At 45.0% G+C, this 20,446-nt stretch carries 16 protein-coding genes; 4 read left to right on the top strand and 12 right to left on the bottom strand.

Annotated elements, in window-relative coordinates:
• Positions 1-49: 49 nt before the first annotated feature.
• Together mgtE and rsmA are read right to left on the bottom strand one after the other, a co-directional pair.
• Entirely contained in the window at positions 50-1,402 is a 1,353-nt protein-coding gene (gene mgtE, locus LZG73_RS02715) for a magnesium transporter (protein ID WP_233845965.1), read from the bottom strand.
• 68 nt (positions 1,403-1,470) lie between these two features.
• Entirely contained in the window at positions 1,471-2,277 is an 807-nt protein-coding gene (gene rsmA / locus LZG73_RS02710) for a 16S rRNA (adenine(1518)-N(6)/adenine(1519)-N(6))-dimethyltransferase RsmA (RefSeq protein ID WP_233845963.1), read from the bottom strand.
• Positions 2,278-2,357: 80 nt separating this feature from the next.
• Between rsmA and LZG73_RS02705 the strand changes: the two genes are divergently transcribed.
• Positions 2,358-5,972 carry a PAS domain S-box protein gene (locus LZG73_RS02705; protein ID WP_233846474.1) on the top strand — a complete coding sequence of 1,205 codons (3,615 nt, stop codon included), beginning with the start codon at positions 2,358-2,360 and terminating at the stop codon, positions 5,970-5,972.
• A 136-nt stretch (positions 5,973-6,108) separates the two neighbouring features.
• Positions 6,109-8,994, top strand: a complete 2,886-nt coding sequence (locus tag LZG73_RS02700; RefSeq protein WP_233845961.1) for an outer membrane beta-barrel protein — start codon at positions 6,109-6,111, stop codon at positions 8,992-8,994.
• Positions 8,995-9,083: 89 nt separating this feature from the next.
• Here LZG73_RS02700 and LZG73_RS02695 read toward each other — a convergent pair whose 3' ends face one another.
• The 6 genes from LZG73_RS02695 to LZG73_RS02670 form a co-directional block, all read right to left on the bottom strand.
• Positions 9,084-9,716 carry a LysM domain-containing protein gene (locus tag LZG73_RS02695; RefSeq protein ID WP_233845959.1) on the bottom strand — a complete coding sequence of 211 codons (633 nt, stop codon included), beginning with the start codon at positions 9,714-9,716 and terminating at the stop codon, positions 9,084-9,086.
• 55 nt (positions 9,717-9,771) lie between these two features.
• A complete protein-coding gene (purE, locus tag LZG73_RS02690) occupies positions 9,772-10,263 on the bottom strand; it encodes a 5-(carboxyamino)imidazole ribonucleotide mutase (RefSeq protein WP_233845957.1) in 492 nt (163 codons plus the stop codon).
• Positions 10,264-10,299: 36 nt separating this feature from the next.
• Positions 10,300-11,442, bottom strand: a complete 1,143-nt coding sequence (locus LZG73_RS02685) for a 5-(carboxyamino)imidazole ribonucleotide synthase (RefSeq protein WP_233845955.1) — start codon at positions 11,440-11,442, stop codon at positions 10,300-10,302.
• A 101-nt stretch (positions 11,443-11,543) separates the two neighbouring features.
• Complete coding sequence (locus LZG73_RS02680) at positions 11,544-11,930, bottom strand: type II toxin-antitoxin system VapC family toxin (RefSeq protein WP_233845953.1); 387 nt, start codon at positions 11,928-11,930, stop codon at positions 11,544-11,546.
• Positions 11,931-12,194, bottom strand: coding sequence for a hypothetical protein (locus LZG73_RS02675; protein WP_233845952.1), 264 nt, complete (start codon positions 12,192-12,194; stop codon positions 11,931-11,933). It lies immediately after the preceding gene.
• A gap of 69 nt (positions 12,195-12,263) precedes the next feature.
• Positions 12,264-14,324, bottom strand: coding sequence for a BatA domain-containing protein (locus LZG73_RS02670; protein WP_233845951.1), 2,061 nt, complete (start codon positions 14,322-14,324; stop codon positions 12,264-12,266).
• Between the two features lie 200 nt (positions 14,325-14,524).
• On the opposite strand from LZG73_RS02670, the gene LZG73_RS02665 reads away from it, so the two are divergent.
• Entirely contained in the window at positions 14,525-15,076 is a 552-nt protein-coding gene (locus tag LZG73_RS02665; protein WP_233845950.1) for a YcxB family protein, read from the top strand.
• A 55-nt stretch (positions 15,077-15,131) separates the two neighbouring features.
• On the opposite strand, the gene LZG73_RS02660 is transcribed toward LZG73_RS02665, so the two are convergent.
• On the bottom strand, positions 15,132-15,752 hold the full coding sequence (locus LZG73_RS02660) for a DUF1684 domain-containing protein (protein ID WP_233845949.1): 621 nt from the start codon (positions 15,750-15,752) through the stop codon (positions 15,132-15,134).
• A gap of 85 nt (positions 15,753-15,837) precedes the next feature.
• A complete protein-coding gene (locus LZG73_RS02655; protein WP_233845948.1) occupies positions 15,838-16,383 on the bottom strand; it encodes a hypothetical protein in 546 nt (181 codons plus the stop codon).
• A 273-nt stretch (positions 16,384-16,656) separates the two neighbouring features.
• Between LZG73_RS02655 and LZG73_RS02650 the strand changes: the two genes are divergently transcribed.
• Positions 16,657-17,076: an OsmC family protein gene (locus LZG73_RS02650; RefSeq protein WP_233845947.1), complete on the top strand. Its 420-nt coding sequence runs from the start codon at positions 16,657-16,659 to the stop codon at positions 17,074-17,076.
• Positions 17,077-17,126: 50 nt separating this feature from the next.
• Here the strand turns inward: LZG73_RS02650 and hemW are convergent, their stop codons facing one another.
• Both hemW and LZG73_RS02640 read right to left on the bottom strand, forming a co-directional pair.
• Positions 17,127-18,257, bottom strand: a complete 1,131-nt coding sequence (gene hemW / locus LZG73_RS02645) for a radical SAM family heme chaperone HemW (RefSeq protein ID WP_233845946.1) — start codon at positions 18,255-18,257, stop codon at positions 17,127-17,129.
• Positions 18,257-20,290 carry a TonB-dependent receptor gene (locus LZG73_RS02640; RefSeq protein ID WP_233845945.1) on the bottom strand — a complete coding sequence of 678 codons (2,034 nt, stop codon included), beginning with the start codon at positions 20,288-20,290 and terminating at the stop codon, positions 18,257-18,259. The genes hemW and LZG73_RS02640 overlap by 1 nt, the downstream gene beginning before the upstream one ends.
• Positions 20,291-20,446: the final 156 nt, after the last annotated feature.

Raw genomic sequence — 20,446 nt, 5'->3', positions numbered from 1 at the left:
TCTGCGTCAAAATTCCCACTCGCCAGCTAAACTATCAATCGCCAAATTTTTACAAATTCAATAACAAATGCGCTAGGCCGAAATAGACGCCGTAGCCGATTAGATCATTTGCAGTTGTGATAAATGGTCCGGATGCGACGGCGGGATTGATGCCGATTTTATCCAATAAAATAGGCGTGACGGTTCCCATGAATGAGGCCAGAAAAACGACTGACATTAAAGCTGTGGAAACAACCAGTGCCAGCGAGACATCATTGCCAATCAGTAAGTTAAATCCAAAAACAATGCAGCTTATAATGAGTCCATTGATAAAGGCGACGGCAAACATCCTGACCAATCGCTGACCGACTGTCGCGTCCAAACCCGTCTTGTCAGCCAGACTTTGCAGGATTATAGATGAAGTCTGAATGCCGACATTGCCGCCTGTGGAGCCGATGATTGGGATAAATGCAGCCATAGCGGGGATTATTTTCAAATCGCCTTCGAAAAAACTGATGAATTTGGCGGCAAGAATTCCACCCATCATCCCAACCAAAAGCCAGGGAAGACGCGCTTTTGTCTGCTGCCAGATGGTGTCATCCTCCTCCACATCACCCGTGATCCCCGCCATTGCCAACGTGTCGGAACTGGCTTGCTCGGTGATCACATCAATGACGTCATCAATCGTGATCCGACCTAAAAGTTTGCCCTGAACATTCACAACAGGCAGTGCGTCAAGGTCATAGCGCTGCATTAGCTCTGCGACTTCTTCCGCGGGACGATAGGTTTCTACGAAAATGACATCTTTATCATACAAGCTTTCAATAAGCGTATTTTTATGCGCGAGGACGATTTTTTTCAGCGAAAGAATGCCAAACAATTTCCCAAAATCATCGACAACATAAACGGCATACACTTTTCCAACATCTTCTGCCTGTTTGCGAAGCTCTTCAATGCATTCATTTACAGTCCAGTTAACATTGGCTTTAACCAACTCTTTTTGCATTAACCCACCCGCAACGTCTTCATCATAATGCAGCAAATCCAAAATGAACCGCGCCTGCTCGCGATCTTCAAGCAAGGCAATGACTTCTTCCCGAACCCGAATAGGCTGTTCGTTCAGCAAATCCACCGCATCATCAGAATCAAAAAGATTGACAAAATGTGAAATTTCTTCCGACGTGAAAACTTTCAGGAACTCGCGGCGCTCATTGGGATCCATATCCGCCAAAATCTCGGCGCCACGCTCCACATCAAGCTGCGTAATCAGGAATTTCGCACTTTCGGTTTCCAGCTCAGACATTAAGCCGGTTATATCCGCTGGAAAAAGGCTTTCTGTTTCAGTCCTGATGGCCGCAGAATCCTCTTTCTCAACCAGTTCCTGAATGTGCTCTACATATTCCTTCGTTAATTCAAACGTCATTTTTTACTGGCTTTTAACAATTATGGGAACGGTCCTGAGCAAGACTTTTTTACTAAATGCAATGTATTTTAGATCTGCGGCTGCAACTCCTGGGCAAGTTTCGTAAGCGTAACGAACTCTGCAACACTTAGTTGTTCGGCTCGCTTGGTCAGCAAGGGATGCTCCGGAAATTCGCCGACGGGTTTTAACGCATTACGAAGTGTTTTCCGTCTTTGATTAAAAGCAGTTTTTACAACCCGAAAAAACAATTTCTCATCGCAATCCAATGCTGCAACCGCATTTCTGCGCAATCTGATCACACCGGATTGCACTTTTGGAGGCGGATCAAATGCGCCCGGAGGGACCGAAACCAAATAATCAATGTCGTAGAAAGCCTGCAAGAGAACGCTTAATATGCCATAATCCTTGTTTCCAGGAGGTGAGGCAATGCGCAGAGCCACTTCTTTTTGCAGCATGCAAACGATCTCCGGAATTTGATCGCGGATTTGCAGCGCCCTGAAAAATATCTGTGAAGAAATGTTGTAAGGGAAATTTCCAATGATCGCGAAAGGCTCCGAAAAGTAATCCGCCGGATTGAATTTCAGGAAATCGCCTTCAATGATGCGAGGCGTTAATGCTTCGTAATGTTTTTTCAAATAAGCGACCGATTCGGTGTCGATTTCGATCACATGCGTTGTGAATTCCGTTTTTTGTATAAGAAACTGCGTTAGCACGCCCATCCCCGGACCAATTTCCAAAACCTTGTCATAACCCTTGTGTCCGGACATTCCGTCGACGATCTGTCGTGCAATGTTGAGGTCTTTCAGGAAGTGCTGGCCAAGATGTTTTTTGGCTCTTACTTTGGAATCGTCGCGCTTTTTATAATTTGTTTTCACGAACCAAAATTACTGCTTAATTCGTAGATTTATCGAATAAAGAATAGGAAGGAAACTTAAAAGTGCGATTGCCCGATACTATGGAAATGATCTTGTCACAGACTGATTGGCAGACTATACACGCTACACTTCAGCATCTAAATCTGATTGGAATAACCTTTTCACACGACTTTGTGATCCGGAATGTCAGTGCGCATGCGCTGATGAAAACGGGCTGGCAAGAGTCTGATCTGGTGGGGCATAGCATTTTCGATAAGCTTATCCCGAAGGAGGAGGAATACGAAATCCGGCAAATGCTGGAAGAGGGAATTCAGGGAAAAAGGAAATTGGAGCAAAGAGAAGTGCCTTTTTTGGCTCAAAAAGGAACATTAAGGACCTTTTCGATCAACAGCGTGCTGATGCACAGCGAGCATAACGAGGTGGAGTGCGTGACGCTGGTAGGCGACGACATTACGCGCCGCCGCCGGATGGAATCGGCGATTGCGAAGTCGAACTCGCAGTTGCAGGATCTGGTGGACAACACGAGTGACCTGATCCAGCTTGTTGCCATTGACGGGAAGTTCATTTTCGTCAATAAAGCCTGGCGTGAAGTGCTGGGTTATGGATTAGATGAAATTGCGTCCATGCGGATGGAAGACATTCTGCATCCGCAGCATAAGGACCAGGCGCTGGCGCAATTAAAACTCATAGAACAAGGTAATGCTAATCCGAATTTCGAGACGGTTTTTCTTAGTCGTGAAGGCAAAAAGGTCTTTGTAGCCGGAAGCGTCAATTGCCGTTTTGACAATGGAAAACCAACCGCTTTTCGCTGCATATTAAATGATTTTACCGAAAAAATAAGAGCTGAAAAAGCGCAGAGTTTATATTACAGCATTGCAAACTGGACGGTTAACACACAAAATTTAGACGATTTTTACCAAAGCATTCATGAGGAACTGGGCAAGATCATTGACGTAAAAAACTTCTTCATTGCGCTCTACGATCCGAGCAAAAGCTACATTTATTTCCCTTATTATGTTGACCAATATTTCCAGGGGAATGTAAAGTTCACGAAAAGAAGACTCGGTAATGGTCTAACAGAATACGCGATTGCGTCCAATAGACCGCTTTTTTTGTCAGGAGACAAGATTGAGGAACTGGCAAAAACGAACAGTTTGTATTTGTACGGCGTGACGCCAAAATTGCTTTTGTGCGTGCCTTTGCGCGTGGGCGATCGGGTGACTGGAATTATTGGCGTAAAGTCTTATGACGACGCGCATGTGTTTGATGCGAGGGATCTGGAATTGCTTGAATTCATCTCCGGGCAGGTCGCGATGGCCATTGCCAGAAAGCAAAGTGAGGAAGAACTGAGCAAATATCTGGCACGTCTCAATGCGATTTTCGACAGCAGCTCGCATTTGATCTGGTCTGTGAACAAGTCATTGCAGCTGACTTCATTTAACAGAAATTATGCGGATCTGATCCAGAATCAGCTAGGCGTGAGGCCGTCATTGCAGTCCAGCGCTGAAAAATTTGGCTGGCGAATGGTGGGCAACAGCAACCGCCGAACGCTGGAAACGAAATACAGACAAGCATTAAAAGGCGAGCCGCAATATTTTGAATTTAAAATTGAGCGGAAAGACCAGGGCGAAATGTGGCTGGAATTTTATCTCAACCCCATTCATTATGCGGACGGAGTTATTGAGGAAGTTTCCGGCATAGCGCGTGACATTACGAGGCGGAAGGAAGCGGAGTTGTCATTAAGGCACAGCGAAGAGCTTTTCCGGGGAATTTTTGAAAACCTGCAAGATATTTATTGCCGGATTAACAGACTTGGCGAGATCACAATGATCAGCCAGTCGGTGTTGAAAAGGCTTGGTTATTTGCCGGGTGAGGTGATCGGGCATAAAATCACTGAATTTTTCCCTGATAAAAAGCGGATTCACTCCGCATTGATCCGGTTGCGTCGGAGCAAAAGTCTGCGCAATTTTGAAATTTCGCTTTACCGGAAAGACGGCACGGAGCGGCAGTTTATGATCAACATGCTGATGTTTACCAACGACAAAGGCAAGCCGACGGAGATCGCTGTGCTGGCAAGGGACATTACGGAATTGAAACGCAATGAGCAGGAATTATTGAAAGCAAAAGAGCATGCAGAACGTTCATTGAAGGTTAAGGAAGGTTTTTTGGCCAACATGAGTCACGAAATCAGGACGCCGATGAATGGTGTGATTGGCATGATCGATTTGCTGGGCGAGACGCCGCTGGATGTGGAGCAAAAAGATTACGTGCTGACAATCAAGCGATCATCGGAAACATTGCTCAACATTCTGAACGATATTCTGGATTTGTCCAAAATAGAAGCGGGCAAGATGGAATTGCACGAAGCGCCAATTGCAACCGAAGAATTGTTGCTGAAACTGGTTTCGTTATTCGGGCAAACGGCGAAGAGCAAGGGCAACACGCTTACTTATCACATTGCGCCTGAAATCCCGAAATTCATTATTGCTGATCAGACTCGCTTGCTGCAAATCTTGTCAAACCTAACATCCAATGCATTGAAATTCACGGATCACGGCGAGGTCCGGGTCATTTTGAGTTCGGTGAAAAAGGATGGGCTTTTTAATAAAATCAAAGTAGAAGTGCAGGATTCCGGCATCGGAATCAGCGCCATGGACCGCCAGATCTTGTTTACATCATTCACCCAACTAGACAATTCTTCACGGAAGTCTTTCGGTGGAACGGGGCTTGGACTAGCCATTTCAAAACAGCTTTGCGAGTTAATGAATGGTGAAATTGGCGTTGAATCCACCTTAGGATCGGGGAGCACGTTCTGGTTTACATTTGAGACAAAAGAGACGTCCATTGCGCAGGTCAGCACGATTTTGCAGATGGAGGAAACGCCGATCGAAAATGTATTCAAAGATTATCATCCGACCATTTTGCTCGTGGACGACAATGCTGTTAACCGCAAAGTGGCCAATGAAATCTTGAAAAAATCGGGCTGCGTGGTTGATCTTGCGGAAAGCGGTTATAAGGCCATAGAAATGGTTGAGGCCAAACGGAAAGTTTCGGCCGCGAGCTATGACATCATTTTCATGGACATTCAAATGCCTGATATGGACGGCGTTGAAACTTCGCAGGAATTGAAAAAACGCTTTCCGGATTCCATGCCGCCGATCGTTGCCATGACCGCTTATTCCATGAAGGAAGATCGCGACCGGTTTATGAGTCAGGGCATGGACGATTACATTGCTAAGCCCATTCGCGCGCAAACATTGATTCTGAAAGTGAAGGAATTGTTAGGCAATGTGGAGGGTCGCAAGCTGGAATCGAAGCAAAGGGAAATTGCGCAAGTCGTTGCATTGCCTGTTTTAGACAAGGAAATTATCGACCAGCTGAATGGCATTGGCGGCCCGGAATTGGTTTGGTCTGTGTTTGAAGACTTCGTTACAGAATCCAACGAACTTGTCGCAGGCGCATTGGAAGGTTTTGCCAAAGGTGACATTGCCACTGTGAAAAGCAACCTGCACACATTGAAAGGGAGCGGCGGGACAGTGGGCGTGGCCCAGGTTGCAGAAATTGCGCGCGACGCGGAATGGCGCTTGAAGTCGGATGACACGAGCACGCTTGCAGAGGCGCTCCCGCAGCTGGAAAATGCCTATAAAAAGTTTCTTGCGAGCTATGAAGGCTTGTTAAAGGAGTGGTTAAAGTGAAATTTTCCATCGGGACATTCTCCCGATTGATCTATGAAGTAAGGCGGTTCTGTCGATTGTAAAGGTTTGTTGTCAAGAGTAATTAAACTTTGATCAAAAAGGATGCTCTAAAATACAATAAACCTTTACAGAACTCATGAACAGACTCACATCCCTATTTGCGCTCATAATCTTACTGACTGTTACAGCGTTTGCGCAAGCGCAGAATGCGCAGGTTACCGGCATCGTGCTGGACAGCGCGAACAAGTCACCCGTTGTAGGCGCATATGTGGCCGTGACACGAAACACACCCGACGCCAAGCCGGAATATGTGACGACGGATTTAGATGGTAAATTCGTTTTTGGCGGCTTAATCAAGCAAGCCGTTTATCAGGTGAAAGTTTCCTATTTAAGTTATAAAGACGCTTCACGCACAGTAACATTGACTGACGATGTGCAGGATTTGGGCACATTCCAGCTTACTGAGGCCGTTGCCAATCTCAAAGAAGTGAAAGTCGTAGGCCAGGTTACGGCCATAGAACAGAAAGGGGACACGACGCAATTCAATGCGGCTGCATACAAAACCAATCCCGACGCAACCACCGAAGATTTGATTCAAAAAATGCCAGGAATAACTGTGACTAATGGAACGGTTACGGCTCATGGTGAGACTGTTAACAAGGTTCTTGTCGATGGAAAACCGTTTTTTGGAGAAGATGCAGCATTGACATTAAAGTCGCTTCCGGCAGAAATTGTTGACAAAATAGAAGTTTTCGACAAACTTTCCGACCAGGCGCAATTCACTGGCTTCGATGACGGCAATGGTCAGAAAACGATCAACATTGTCACCAAAGCGGACCGCAAGATGGGACAATTTGGAAAGGTTTTCGCTGGTTATGGACTGGATAACCGTTATCAGGCAGGCGGGAATGTAAGCTTTTTTAAAGGAGATCAACGCATTTCGGTCATTGGATTGAGCAATAACATCAATATGCAGAACTTTTCAAGCCAGGATCTGATCGGAGTGACTGGCGGTGGTGGAGGCGGTGGCCGAGGCGGATCGGGCGGCGGTGGCGGCGGTTCTTCCAACAATTTTCTTGTTGGAAATCAAAGCGGAATTACGGGCACCAATTCCTTTGGATTAAATTATGCCAACAAGTTTGGCAAAAAAGTGGATGTGACCGGAAGCTATTTCTTCAACCGCACAGGAAATACCAATGCGCAAACCAAGCAGGAAGAATATTTTCTTTCAGGCGGCACGGGCAATCAGTTCTATGACGAAACGAGCCGCACATCCAATATCAATGCTAACCATCGACTTAACTTTCGCGTTGAATACAATATCAATAAAAACAACTCACTGATTATCACGCCGAGACTCAGCTTTCAGGACAACAATGCATCGAGTGTAAAGGCCGGACTCACGACATTGGGCAATGGAAGCAATATTAACAGTGTCAATAACAATCAGACAAGCGGAAACAAGGCTTATAATTTCAATAACGATGTTTTGTTTCGGCATTCTTTTGACAAAAAAGGCCGCACGATTTCGGTGAATTTGAATACGCAAGTGAACGACCGCAATGGAACAGGCAACCTGTTTTCGAGAACAATGTTCTTTGACAGTTTGGGCCTTGCAGCTCGTGGCGACACGCTAGATCAGCAAAGCTTCACCTATTCCGACGGCGTAACATTGGGCGGGAACTTCATTTATACTGAGCCAATCGGGAAATATAGTCAGCTTCAATTCAACTATGGCTTGACTGTCGCCAACAGCGATTCCAGAAAGGAAACTTACAACATGAGCTTCGACGAAAACACTTACTCGGACCTTGACTCACTGCTTTCAAACACATTTGACAATCGCTATGTGACCAATCGTGCGGGAGTTGGATATCGTTATCGCAAAAACAACTGGTCAGCGAACTTTGGGCTTGACTTCCAAAATACTGGATTGTACAGCGAACAATTGGCTCCGATCAATGCAAAGGTCGACCAGTCTTTTACAAACTTGCTGCCGAATTTCATGCTGAATTACAGATCGAAATCAGGAACGCAATTCCGTACATCATTCCGCAGCTCAACGAATCAGCCTTCGATTTCCCAGTTGCAAAATGTGATTGACAACAGCAATCCATTGTCACTCACAGCGGGAAACCCGAGCCTGAGACAGGAATATCGCAACATGTTTAATGTTCGTTATTCGTTGGCCGGCGCAGAGAGACCTTACAATTTGAATGCAATGGTTTTTGTAACGCAAACCAATAATGCGATTGTAAATTCGACGACAATCGCCCAGGAACCGACCGAAGTGGCTAACGGCATCATTCTGGAACGTGGCGCAAAACTGACCACACCGGTTAACGTGGACGGAAGCTGGAACGCGAGAACCTTCCTTGCATACGGAAAGCCGGTTGCGCCGCTAAAATTGAATGTTAACCTGACGACTGGTTTCAATTATGTACGATCGCCGGGTTTGATCAACAACATTTCCAATTTCTCGAACACATATGCCGTTTCCCAAGGCCTTGTTTTGAGCAGTAATGTGAGTGAAAATTTGGACTTCACAGTTTCATATTCAGGGAATTACAATATTGTCCGCAACACGATCCAGCCCAACCTGAACAACAATTATTACACGCAGGGAATTACAGGACGTGTTAACTGGATCTTTGGAAAAGGATTTGTTGTGCAAAGCGACATTAGTAACCAATCCTACCGCGGGCTGGGAGAGGGTTATAACCAGAATTTCACTTTGTGGAACGCAAGCGTTGGGAAAAAATTTCTTAAAAACAATGCAGGCGAATTGAAATTGACTGTTTTTGATATTTTGAAACAAAACAACAGCATCACTCGCAATGTAACCGAAACTTATGTGCAGGACATAACTAACCGCGTGTTGACACAATATGCAATGCTGACATTCACTTACACGCTAAGAAATTTTGGTAAAGCGCCCGTTCAGGAAAAGCAGAGACGCCGAGACGTTGACGGTGGCGGATTTGAAGGTGGAGGGAGAGCTAACAGAGGCGGTTTCAATTGATTTTTATTCCTAAACCCCATCATTGCAATACGAAAAAGCCCGGGACGAATGCACGTTCCGGGCTTTATATGTCTTAAAAATGCTAAGCGTTATTTTTTTGTTGGAAAAGGAATGATCAGTTTTTCTCCTCGCTCCGAAAAATCCCTCGTTCTGCCGTTTGCTTTCATAATGGCCTCTTTGGTAACCCCGTATTTGCTTGCAACAACCCTTAGCACATCGCCAGGCCCAACCGTATGCACGGCCTGAACCTGAATTTTGAGTTTGGTAACGTCCGATTTTAGCTCCGTACTTGACGAATTTAGCCCTTTCAGCGTTTCTTGTTTTAAATTATATCGAGCTGCAATGCTTGAAAAGCTTTCGCCGCTTTTGACCGTGTGCGTAATTTGCTCACCGCCAATGGAAGAAGCCGAAACAGTCGGAGTTGTCTCTTTTTCCGCTTCTTTTGGTTTTTCTTTCTCTTTTTCGGAAGCCGCTGGCGCCGGTGTTTCCAAAACTGCTTCCGGCTCGTCGGTTATTGGTTCGCCTACGCTTTGCTCGTCAATCGTTGAGTCCACAACAACGGAAGTCAGCTCTTCGGAATTGGACGAGCTGTCTGAAATGTATTCATAACCCACATACAACATCGCCAAAACCAAAAGCACCAACACAAGCAGTGTAACAATGGGAAGGTTAGACTTTTCGGTCGGACGGACATTTCTTTTCTTAGGGAATTCGTCTTCCATGGCTAGGAATCAATGTTTTGTGGTGCGAATTTTTTACGAAAATAGTAAAGAGCTTCTACTTTACAAGGTGGCTTTTCAACTCCTCGTTCATTGCAGCGACCTTTTCTTTCAGGCTTTCTTTAAAAATATCAAGCCTTTTGCCAACTTCCGGATCGCTCGCTCCGATAATTTGTGCTGCCAGAATTCCGGCATTTCTTGCGCCGTCTAATGCAACTGTTGCAACCGGAACGCCCGATGGCATTTGCAAAATAGACAGCACCGAATCCCAGCCGTCAATCGAATTGCTGGACAAAACCGGAACGCCGATAACGGGCAATGAGGTGAGCGAGGCAACCATTCCCGGCAAATGCGCCGCGCCGCCTGCTCCGGCTATAATTACTTGTAAACCACGGCTTCTGGCAGACGAAGCGTATTCCAGCATACGTTCTGGCGTCCTGTGCGCGGAGACGATCTCCATTTCAAATGCAATGCCAAGCTCGAAAAGTGCATCAGCTGCCTGCTGCATAATTTTCCGGTCCGAAAGGCTCCCCATTATTATTCCAACCATTGCAAATTCGATTTGTAACTGTAAATGTATGAAACGCTACAAAGCAGATTTCGTACTGATGACACGTATATTTTTCTTGACAAAATCAACCTTGCTCTTTAAAGCCGCCAAATCGGCATCCATAATGGTAATGTGGCCCATTTTTCTGAATGATTTTGTGATCGCCTTCCAATAAAGGAAAGGGAAAACCTGCTCTGTTGCCAATAGTTTCTCCATTCCTTCATAAACCGCCGGACCTTCATAACCTTCTTCGCCAAGTAAATTGACCATTGCGGAAGGTCCGTAAGCCTGCGTGTCACCAAGCGGCAAGTCCAAAATTGCCCGCCAATGCTGCTCATATTGAGAAGTTGCATTCGCACGGATTGTGTGATGGCCGCTGTTGTGCGGACGAGGCGCCACTTCATTGATCAGAATTTCCCCATCGGGCGTCATGAAAAGCTCAACTGCCAAAAGCCCGACAATTTGAAATGCTTCGGCTGTTTTCCTTCCAATTTCCTGCGCCTTCCGGTCAATGGATTCGCTGATTTCTGCCGGGGCAAATAAATATTCCACAAGGTTCAATTCCGGATGAAAAACCATTTCCACAGTTGGGAATGTGGTAATTTCGCCTTTTACATTTCTGGCTAGGATTACGGCCAGTTCTTTTTCAAATGGAACAGCTTTTTCGAGCAAACCGGGTTGGTCAAATGCTTTTTCAATGTCCGCTTCCGAAGTCAGCCGTTGCACGCCGCGACCGTCGTAACCATCTTTTCCGAGTTTGTGGAACGCGGGTAAAAATGAAATGTGGTGAGAGACGTCTACCCGGTTTTCTGTCAGAATAAAGTCGGCGGTGGGCAGGTTGTTATCTTTATAAAATTGCTTTTGAATGCGTTTGTCCTGGATCTTGCGGATAACGGCTGGTTGCGGGTAAACCTTTTTGCCCTCGCGTTCAAGCGTTTCAAGCGCTTCAACATTTACTTTTTCAATTTCTATTGTAATGACATCCAGGTCTTTACCAAAATTGTAAACCGTGTCATAATCTTGTAAAGAGCCTTGCTGGAAGTGTGGAGCAATGTTTCTGCATGGAGCCTCCGCGTCGGGATCAAGAACATGAATGTCCAGATTCCAGTCAACAGCGGCTTGTAAAAGCATCAGTCCTAATTGGCCGCCGCCAAGAATTCCAATTCGCGATGAGAGCATTTAAAGTTTCGGTAGTGGTCTCACAAAATTGGTGTAAAAACCGCTAACATAAAACTGGATGGGGATGTTTTGGCAACAATGTTTTGAAATAAGAACGCTGATTAAGCCAGAATCAAAGAATTTGAAACGCGAAGTCCGGGAATCATTCTGAAATCTCTCAAGTTTAACGTGCGCAATTCTAGATCATAAACTAATGCGGTCGCAGCAATCAGCGTGTCGGAAACACTCAGTTGATGCGATAATGCAAACATATGACTAATGTCAACGGCAGTTTTTGCCACAGACTCGTTCAAATCAAAATGAACAAAACCATTGAGGGTCTTCTTGATTTTTGCGAATTCAGCCTTATTCAGGCATCCATTATACAACTCCAGAACAACAATGGTGTTAATTGCCAAATTTAGTTTGCCTGTAAAGTCGACGAACTGAATGGCATGCGGCTTGTTTCGGAGATAATCAATCAAGATGTTGGTGTCAAGCAACAACATCTACGGCTTTGTAGTTTTGCGAATTTTACGAACATATTCCGCGGAATCGGAAATGTGCGAGAAGGGCTTCACATTGGGATCATTGGCCATTTCCAGCTCTTCGTCTGTCAGCTCTGAATTGATCACGCGACCAAACTTGGAAGGATCAAGCTTTTGATAAATAAAGCCAGGCTCATTGAGAACGGAAGGGCGTTTGGGTAATCCAGAATATTCACCCGCATTTGAAATGCCGCGGACAGCGTCTTTTGATTTTATAGTGCGCATAATTGTAAGTTTTTTTTCAAAAATAATATTTTTCTCTTAAAACAAAAACTCCAACTATTGTTTCAACAATCATTTCAAAAACCGGATCAAGGCTATCTCTGCGATCAGGAAGAAGAGGGCGCCGTAGAGGAAATATTTCCAGAGGTTGGTTCCCATATTTTGTTGTTGGAATGCGGTGGAGAAGGCGTCGTCGTCGATGCGGTCGAAGATTTGAATGTTTTTTTGACCGGCAAAAGTTGCCCTTAATTCATCAGGAGAATAATATTGAAGCTTTGATTCGGCATTGTTGTGGTTGAGTGCGATGATCTGCTCTACTTTATTATCCTTTATCAAATCAAAATAACCAGCGTCCAAACCTTCGCCAAGCTGGTCGCCCTGCGGGATTTCGAGTAAAAGCTGGTTACCCGCAATTCGTTGGACGGGAATCACTTCTGTTTTGTTTCGGCGCAGTTTGTAAACCGAATTTGGCTGAGCGTTTTCAATGTTCAGACTGATCGGATTTTCGTCAAACTTAAATGATGTGCGCTGCGCGCGAACACTGGACGCGGCGATTTTATACATAATAGGAACGAAAATGGCGTGTTGCGCGACATTGCCAAATTCCGGATTCAACGGTGCAGCGAACAGATAAACCCTGCCCGTTCCAGAAGTCACTTGATTCAGGTAAGTCTGTCCGTTGCGAAGCGCAAGCAGCAATTGTCCTGCATTAGCCCAATTCCAAACTGCGGAAGCGGACGGTAAATTGAGGTTAATTTCTTGTCTGACAGACTCTTCAAACACATCGCTGAAAAATGGATTGTTGCGGTCTGGCGCTGCCAATGCAATAGGAGCAGGAGCACTTGTTTGTGACGCTGTGATCCCGTTAATGCCCATGCGCGACAGGAATGCATTGTAACTCGGCGCATTTGGCGCAGCTGGCGGAATGATTGTCACACTGCCTCCGCTTCGCACGAGGTCTTGCAGATCCTGTGGCAAAGAGCCGGAAAGTGATGTAACGCCTTCCAGCACAACAAGATCCGTGTTTTTGATGAGGCCCGGATCGACGTTTTGAGCGCTATAACTTTGCAGTGAAAACAGGCTGTCGTTGGCGTAAACATTCTCAATGTAATTCCCAGGTGATTTTTGTCCATATATATGCAGCACGCGAATGAGCGGCGAAGCATTTAGCACAAAATAATAATCATTATCAAAAGTGACGGGGAAATCATCAAATGTGATTTGCCCTTTTTTGTATCCTTTTCCTTTAAGATTAAAATTGAATTTGGCCGTCGCACTGCCATTTGCGGGCACATTGACGGAAGCTGTCGACGCCTGCGTGTTGTCAAGCGTTAATTTTAAAACCACATTCCTGGCCACTTCACTGCCCGAATTGCTGACCTTTACAAAGAGAATGTTGTTTTGCAATTCACGAATAAAAGGTGTGTTAAGCCACGTTGAATCCACAAAAACGTTTTTTTCGGCCGTTGCCTGGACTGGCACCAGAAAAAGCTGATTGGTTGTGTCCGTTTTCAGCTTGGCAAGATCGCCGGCCGTGCTTTTTTGAAAATCAGAAAACCAGAAAAGTTGATTTTTACCCGGATGCTGATGACGCGCCATGAGGTTTTCCTGACGCTTATAAATTTGCTCAAAAGTCCTCGTTGTGTTGGATAAGCCAATGGTCGTAAGCCGGTCGCGAAGCTTTTCAGAAGCGTAAAGTCCCTGTTCCTGGGCCGAGAAATCGTTGGTAATCAGTTGAAGCGAAGTCACATTTTTGAAAAGGCCCAGCAATTCACTTAACCGTCCTGTTGCAATGTCCAGATAGCGTTTGTTATTGAGCTCGCTTTCCATACTTAGCGAATTGTCCAGATACAGGCTAGTGATCCCTTTGCGATCAACGGCGACTTCATTTTTGGCGGGCAAAAATGGCTGAGCAAAAGCCAGCGCAAGGCAAGTAATGGCCAGCACACGCGCCGCAAGCACAAGCCAATGTTTAACCTGCCTTACTGAACGCGTCTTCGTTTCGACAGCTTTTAGGAACGCAACGTTGGTGAAATAGACCTTTTTGGTGCGCCGGAAATTGAATATATGAATCGCAATTGGAACGGATATTGCCAGAAGACCCCACAAAAATGATGGAAAAAGAAAACCCATTTAGTCGAAAATATTTTCGTGTTTCTTGTTCAACGCAGTTAAGAAAGACAAATTACACTAAAATCTCGTAACAGTTTTTTATTTACAAGGCTTTCTCATATGTCGATAGCTTTTTTCTAACTTTGCACTTCATTTTTTGCAGCGGCACATTGTTAATCGCGTCTGCAAAGAATAATAGCATTGTTAATTTAAACAGAATTATGGCCAAAGTTTCGGTGAACAAACACCAGCCCGTCTACCAAATGCCTACGAACCCGGCGGCGGTTCGTACGAAAAGATACGCTTTACCAACAAAGAAATACATCACCCTTGCCATGCGTTATTTTTTTAAAACGCAGTTGAAATGGGGGCTTATTCCATTGGCGCTTATATTGATTAATGCGGTTTTAAATCTTACCGGCGTTTATCCGAACCTGTGGATTTATATCACGGTTTTTGTGGGAGCACTGCTTTATGTTCTTTTTTGGGTGATCCAGTTTACGGGCATTACCCAGCTTGCGCAATACAAGCCAATGTTCGAGAAGTTTGCTTACGAGATCGACAACCGTCAGATTTTGATGAAGCTGAATCAAAAAGAAGGAAGCGTGATGAAGTGGGAGCAGATCGTGGACGCGTATAAGGACAAAGATGCTTATGTGCTGATCATTTCAAAAGGTCAATTTTTGCATTTGCCATTCAATATTTTCACTTCGGAGCACGATATCAAGGTTTTCGAGCGAATTATGAAGCAGAAAGAGCTGCTGAAAGCTTAGAAGTTTATCATCGCAAAAAAAGTCCCGATCTGTGCAGATCGGGACTTTTTTTATGCTATTTCAATGTGGCTTGCTGATGGTCTTTTCCGAATTTCTTTTCGCCTGCCAAGATTGCCACCGGCAAGTGGTTTGGGCTTGGCGGAATCGGGCAGTTGTAACCGTCGCTGTAAGCACAGTAAGGATTATAAGCTTTGTTGAAATCCAGTATCAATGTGTTGTTCTTGATATCGGTTGTTTTCAAGTCAATGTAACGACCGCCGCCATAAGATTCGTCACCATTGGTTTTGTCTTTAAACGGAATAAAAAGATAGTCTTTGTATTTGGCAAGCGATTGCAAACTCAGGCTTCTGTAAACGGTCAATGTTTGCTTTCTGCCATGCAGCCTGAATTTCAGCTTGCCGTATTTTACATAAGTTTTATTTACTCCGCTGTAAGTGGGCATTTCGAAAGATTGCCCACGACTTTTTTCAAACTTTGCCACCACCCGAAACGAAGAATCAGGCTCATAAAATTGTAAAAAGGGTAGATCCACCGCTTTCAACGGAGAGTTGGCGGCGTGTAAAAATTCTTCTTTGTACTTTTTTCGATACTTATCTGTCTCTTGTTTAAAGTCTTGCGCAAATGCAAAAGAACCCAACAGCAACATTAACCCGAGTGTGTTTATAACGCGTCTCATACTTTGGTAAAAATAAATCCGGCAAATATTTACCGGATTTTATAAAAAAAATCTCAGAATCACAATGCACATTAAAATATTGTGCCTATTTCAATGAGATCTTGCGGATGTTTGATTCGTCAATATTATATGCTTTTACAACCGCATTATAGTCGCTGTAATCAACTGTTCCAGCCGTGCGCAATGCGAAATCCGATGGGATAATCACAACACGGAAGTTTTGATCTCTCGTGTAAGTTGCCGGAACATTGGCCAGGTTAACGGTTCCATCCAGAAATACGGAGAAGTCACGGGATGTCCTGTCGAAATTGTAAGTCAGGATGCCATTGGGAAGGAATGCAGTCTGAGGCAGTAAGCGGTAACTTTTCAAAGTTTGTCCGTTGACGTCTGTGTCTTCCCAGTCAATGTAAACCAGCACGGCATCCGATTCAAGGACTTCCACACCAAGTTTAGCGTCTGCGAAGGTTAGGCCAAACTGATAATCATCAGCGGCAAGGAAATCCACATCTACGAGGTCAAAAGTCGTCCCTACGATTGCATCTCCGGTGGGGCCCTGCGGTCCTTCCGGTCCTTCGCAGCTTTGAAATAATACAGTTACAGCGAGCAGAAGGGGAAAAAGTATCTTTTTCATGGTTTTAATAGATTAAATTGAAATTATGGATTGTAATATGGTTTTTAGATGTGTACGCAGCAGTAAAGTTTAATGCCAAGGCTGTCTGTTAACAATTCTTAACGAAAAGACACATGCCGCGCGGATCAATGCCATAGTGAGGAACAAGGTAAGAAGCCGCTTTATTGCACGCTATATTAATTTAATAATTTGCGTAAATCGGTTATGCTTGCTACTTTTCGATGAAACGATCCGACTATAAGGATTAAATTTTAACTCTAAAAAAACATTTATATGATTAACCGTAAAGCAACCGCCGTTTGGAAGGGAACTGGAAAAGAAGGAACCGGAACAGTTAGCACACAAAGCACGGTGTTGGAAAATACGCAATATTCGTTCAACACCCGTTTTGCTGAGGGAAAAGGGACCAATCCTGAGGAACTGATCGCAGCGGCTCACGCAAGCTGTTTTGCAATGAAACTTAGCTTTGAGCTGAATGCAGCGGGTTTTACAGCCGACGAGTTGAATGCAACGGCAACTGTAACATTGGATCCTGCAAAAGGACAGGTTACAAAAAGCGCGATTCAATTGAAAGCAACAGTGCCGGGTGTTTCTGCTGAACAATTCGCAGAGATCGCTGATAAGGCTAAAAAAGAATGTCCGATTTCACAATTGCTGAATGCGGAAATTACATTGGACGCTGAGTTGCTTTAATAAGCAAAATATGCCGGGCGGGCTCCAAAAGCTCGTCCGGTAAATAAAAACTACGATTCTTCAATAAAAAGATCGCTGGCGATCCTGTCAGCAAAAAGCTTCCCCGATTCTGTCAAAAACAACGATTCAATGTCTTCGCGGATCCAGTTTTTCTCCTTCAATTTTTGCAATTCCTTCTCATGGGTTTTTACAAAGGCGCCATCAGACAATGTTTGAAGTTTTGCCTTGTTTACGCCCCATTTCGTCCGAAGGCCAGTCAGTAAATATTCGTTGGTTTGATCCGCAATGGAAAGCAACTCATAAGTCGCTGGAATGATCTGTTTTTGAATGGCTTCCAGATAGCGCGCGTTGTTCGAAACATTGTATTCCCTGCTTGTTCCATTGTAAGAATGTGCACTTGGCCCAACGCCCAAGTACGGCCGTTGCTTCCAATAAGAGCTGTTATGCATGCTGTAAAAGCCATTTCTTGCGAAATTGGAGATCTCATATTGCTCATAACCATGCGCTGCCAGCGACTTTACCAATATTTCAAATTGCTGCGCAGCAAACTCCTCGTCAATGGGCTTGATCTTTTTCTTTTTAAGCCAGCTTCCAAAAGCCGTTTGTGGCTCAATGGTAAGGCAATAGGCTGAAATATGCGCAATGTCCAATGCAAAAGCCTGTTGCATATCTGAAACGAGAATGCTGTGATCCGGTGCGGGAATGGCGTAAATCAGATCAATGGAAATATTCGTAATCCCAATTTCCTGAGCCGTTTTGACCGACTGTTCCGCTTCTGTGGCAGAATGAACCCTGTTGAGAAACTTCAAATGCGGTTCGTGAAAAGATTGAATGCCAATGCTCAGTCTGTTAATGCCCGCATTGTTAAGCTGGTGCAGCTTATCCGCATTTAAATCGTCCGGATTGGCTTCCAGCGTGATCTCCGCATCGGGCTCAACCTGGAAATGCTTATGAATAGTGTTTAATAATAAGTTTAGTTCCGCGGCGTCAAGCAGGGAAGGAGTGCCTCCGCCGAAATAAATGGTTTCGATGGGCGCGTGAGGCAGGTAATTTTTTCGAAGGAGGATTTCCTGGGCTATCGCTTCCACAATAGCCCGCTTATTGGATGTGTTGGTGCTGAAATGGAAGTCGCAATAATGGCAAGCCTGTCTGCAAAAGGGAATGTGAAGATACAAATGCATTATTTAGAGTTTTTCTGCCATTCCCAGCCAACCTTCACGCCAACCCACAAATTGTCTTTCGGCGCGCTGTTGTAATAACGGTTACCAAATGCATTCAAGTCATAACCCAGGCTGTAAATGCCCGCATGGACTTTTTCTGCCGAGGCCGACAATTCGCTGTACAAATGCTGTCCCCAGCTTTTTTTCCAGCTTACACGTGCAATCCATTGGTTATAAGGTGTGTTTTCGACTGTGTTGGCGTCATTTAAATAAAACGAACTGCCGTGCTGATAAGTTACAAAAGCCGAAAATCCATATTTGAACAAGGCGTCCAAACCGGAAGTTTGGGAGAACTTCGGAATGCCCGGAATGCGTTTGCCGCTCAAATCGACCTCCGCCTGCTGCAAGTTTTCAAAAGTGTATTTCGTCGCCGTTCCCGAGTTCCACAATTTGAGCATTAACGGAAGTTGTGGATCGGAAAGAAGTTCATAGGCAACTGTCCATTCCAGACCGTTTTGTTTTGTTTTTCCGGCATTGATAAAAAACTCAGCGCCAGCCTCATCGGTCCTGCGCACAATGGTTTCTTTCAAACCAAAATGATAAACGCTGATTTCTCCGGTAAGCACTTTGCCGACTTTTCTGATGCCAAATTCCGTGTTCATGCCTTTTTCAGCTTCCAAGTCGCTTCGAAAACCGCCAGCCGACGGCCGCACTTCCTGCAATGTGGGAGGGGAATAACCGCCGCTGTAAGATGCAATGAGTGCCCAATTTTTTGCTATAACCTTATTTGCTGCAAATCTTGGAACAAAAATTCCGTCAAATTTCCGCTCTTCCTTGCTGTACGGCAATGCGAAAAAGCGTTCGTATTTATATTTCAAAGTGTTGTAACTGGCCCCTGCGCTCAATGTCAGATCTGAGAAAACCACTGCTTCGAGCTGGCTGAAAACTGTAAGTGCCGTGGTGCGGATGTCTTCCACGGTCTGTTGCTTATCCGGCCTACCGCCAATGTTGTCATAATTGCGCTGCGCCGATTTTCCATATTGCCATTCAAAACCTGTTGTCCAATTTGTCCGCACTTCGCCAATCTGCGCGCGGTTTTGCCAAATATTCCTTCCGCCAATGCCATTTTCATCCCGTTTTTCGTAATTGGAAATGAATGGATTGGCAAAATCTGTGTAAGTCAGATATAATGCATTGGATTGTGTCCAGCTGTCTGAAAGCTGTAATGTGTAATTTCCACCGATTAAGGCGAGTTTGGTATATATCGCGGCTTGCTGCGCCTCGCTTCCCGAAACGGTTGGCGTGGATTGTCTGGCTAGTTTGGGATCTCTCTGATATTGGGCAAGATTAATGCCGCCCGGCGTTTCGTAATAAAGGTCAGAATACATTCCCAACAGCGAAAGGTTTCCTCTTTCTCCCAACTTGGAAGACGATGTGAAACGGATCGCATCCCTCGCCATTTGACTGTGATTGCGATAGCCATCTTGCTCGCTATGACCATATTGAATGGAGACGTCGCCTACCTGAACCGTTGAGTTTCTGCTTTGGAAACCATATTTACCAAAACTCACACTCTGCTCAATCCGGTTCGTAGCATTGTTATCCGTCCGACTTTGAAGCAACACAACACCGCCCGTCCCCGCGCCGTAAATGCTGCTTCCTGGGCCTTTGATGATTTCCATATTTTGCACCGCACCATAATCCAGAGAATTCAATGGTGTGTTGCCGCTCGCATCCGTAAATGGGATTCCATTCCAGTAAAATTTCACGTTCCTGACACCGAAAGGAGAGCGAATCAAACTTCCACGCACCGAAAACCGATAACTGCCCGGCGAGCGCTCCTCCATTTTCACGCCCGGAATGGTGTTAACCGCATTCGCCCAGGTGGTTGTGGAAAATCGTTCGAGTGTTCTCGGATTGATAAGGGCAACCGTTGCCGTCGTCGACAGCGGATTCCTTCTCGATTCGAACGCATTTACGGTGACTTCTTCCAAATTCCGGGCGGTTAGGGAGTCGCTTTGGGCAATCGCCTTTCCCGGATTATTAAAAATCAAGAAGCTTATTAAAAGGCTAGGAACGTAATATTTCAACATAAACGAGTGGGATGCTATTAATAAAATACAAATCTGATCACTAAAAGGAATTATACAAAGGAATTTACCAGCATTAACTTGGAAGGCAGAAACGAAGTTCAGGTGCGACTATACAAA

Source organism: Dyadobacter sp. CY326 (assembly GCF_021390515.1).
Taxonomy (GTDB): Bacteria; Bacteroidota; Bacteroidia; order Cytophagales; family Spirosomataceae; genus Dyadobacter.
The sequence above is the reverse complement of the archived record's forward strand: the minus strand, read 5'-3'. Positions and strand labels throughout refer to the sequence as shown.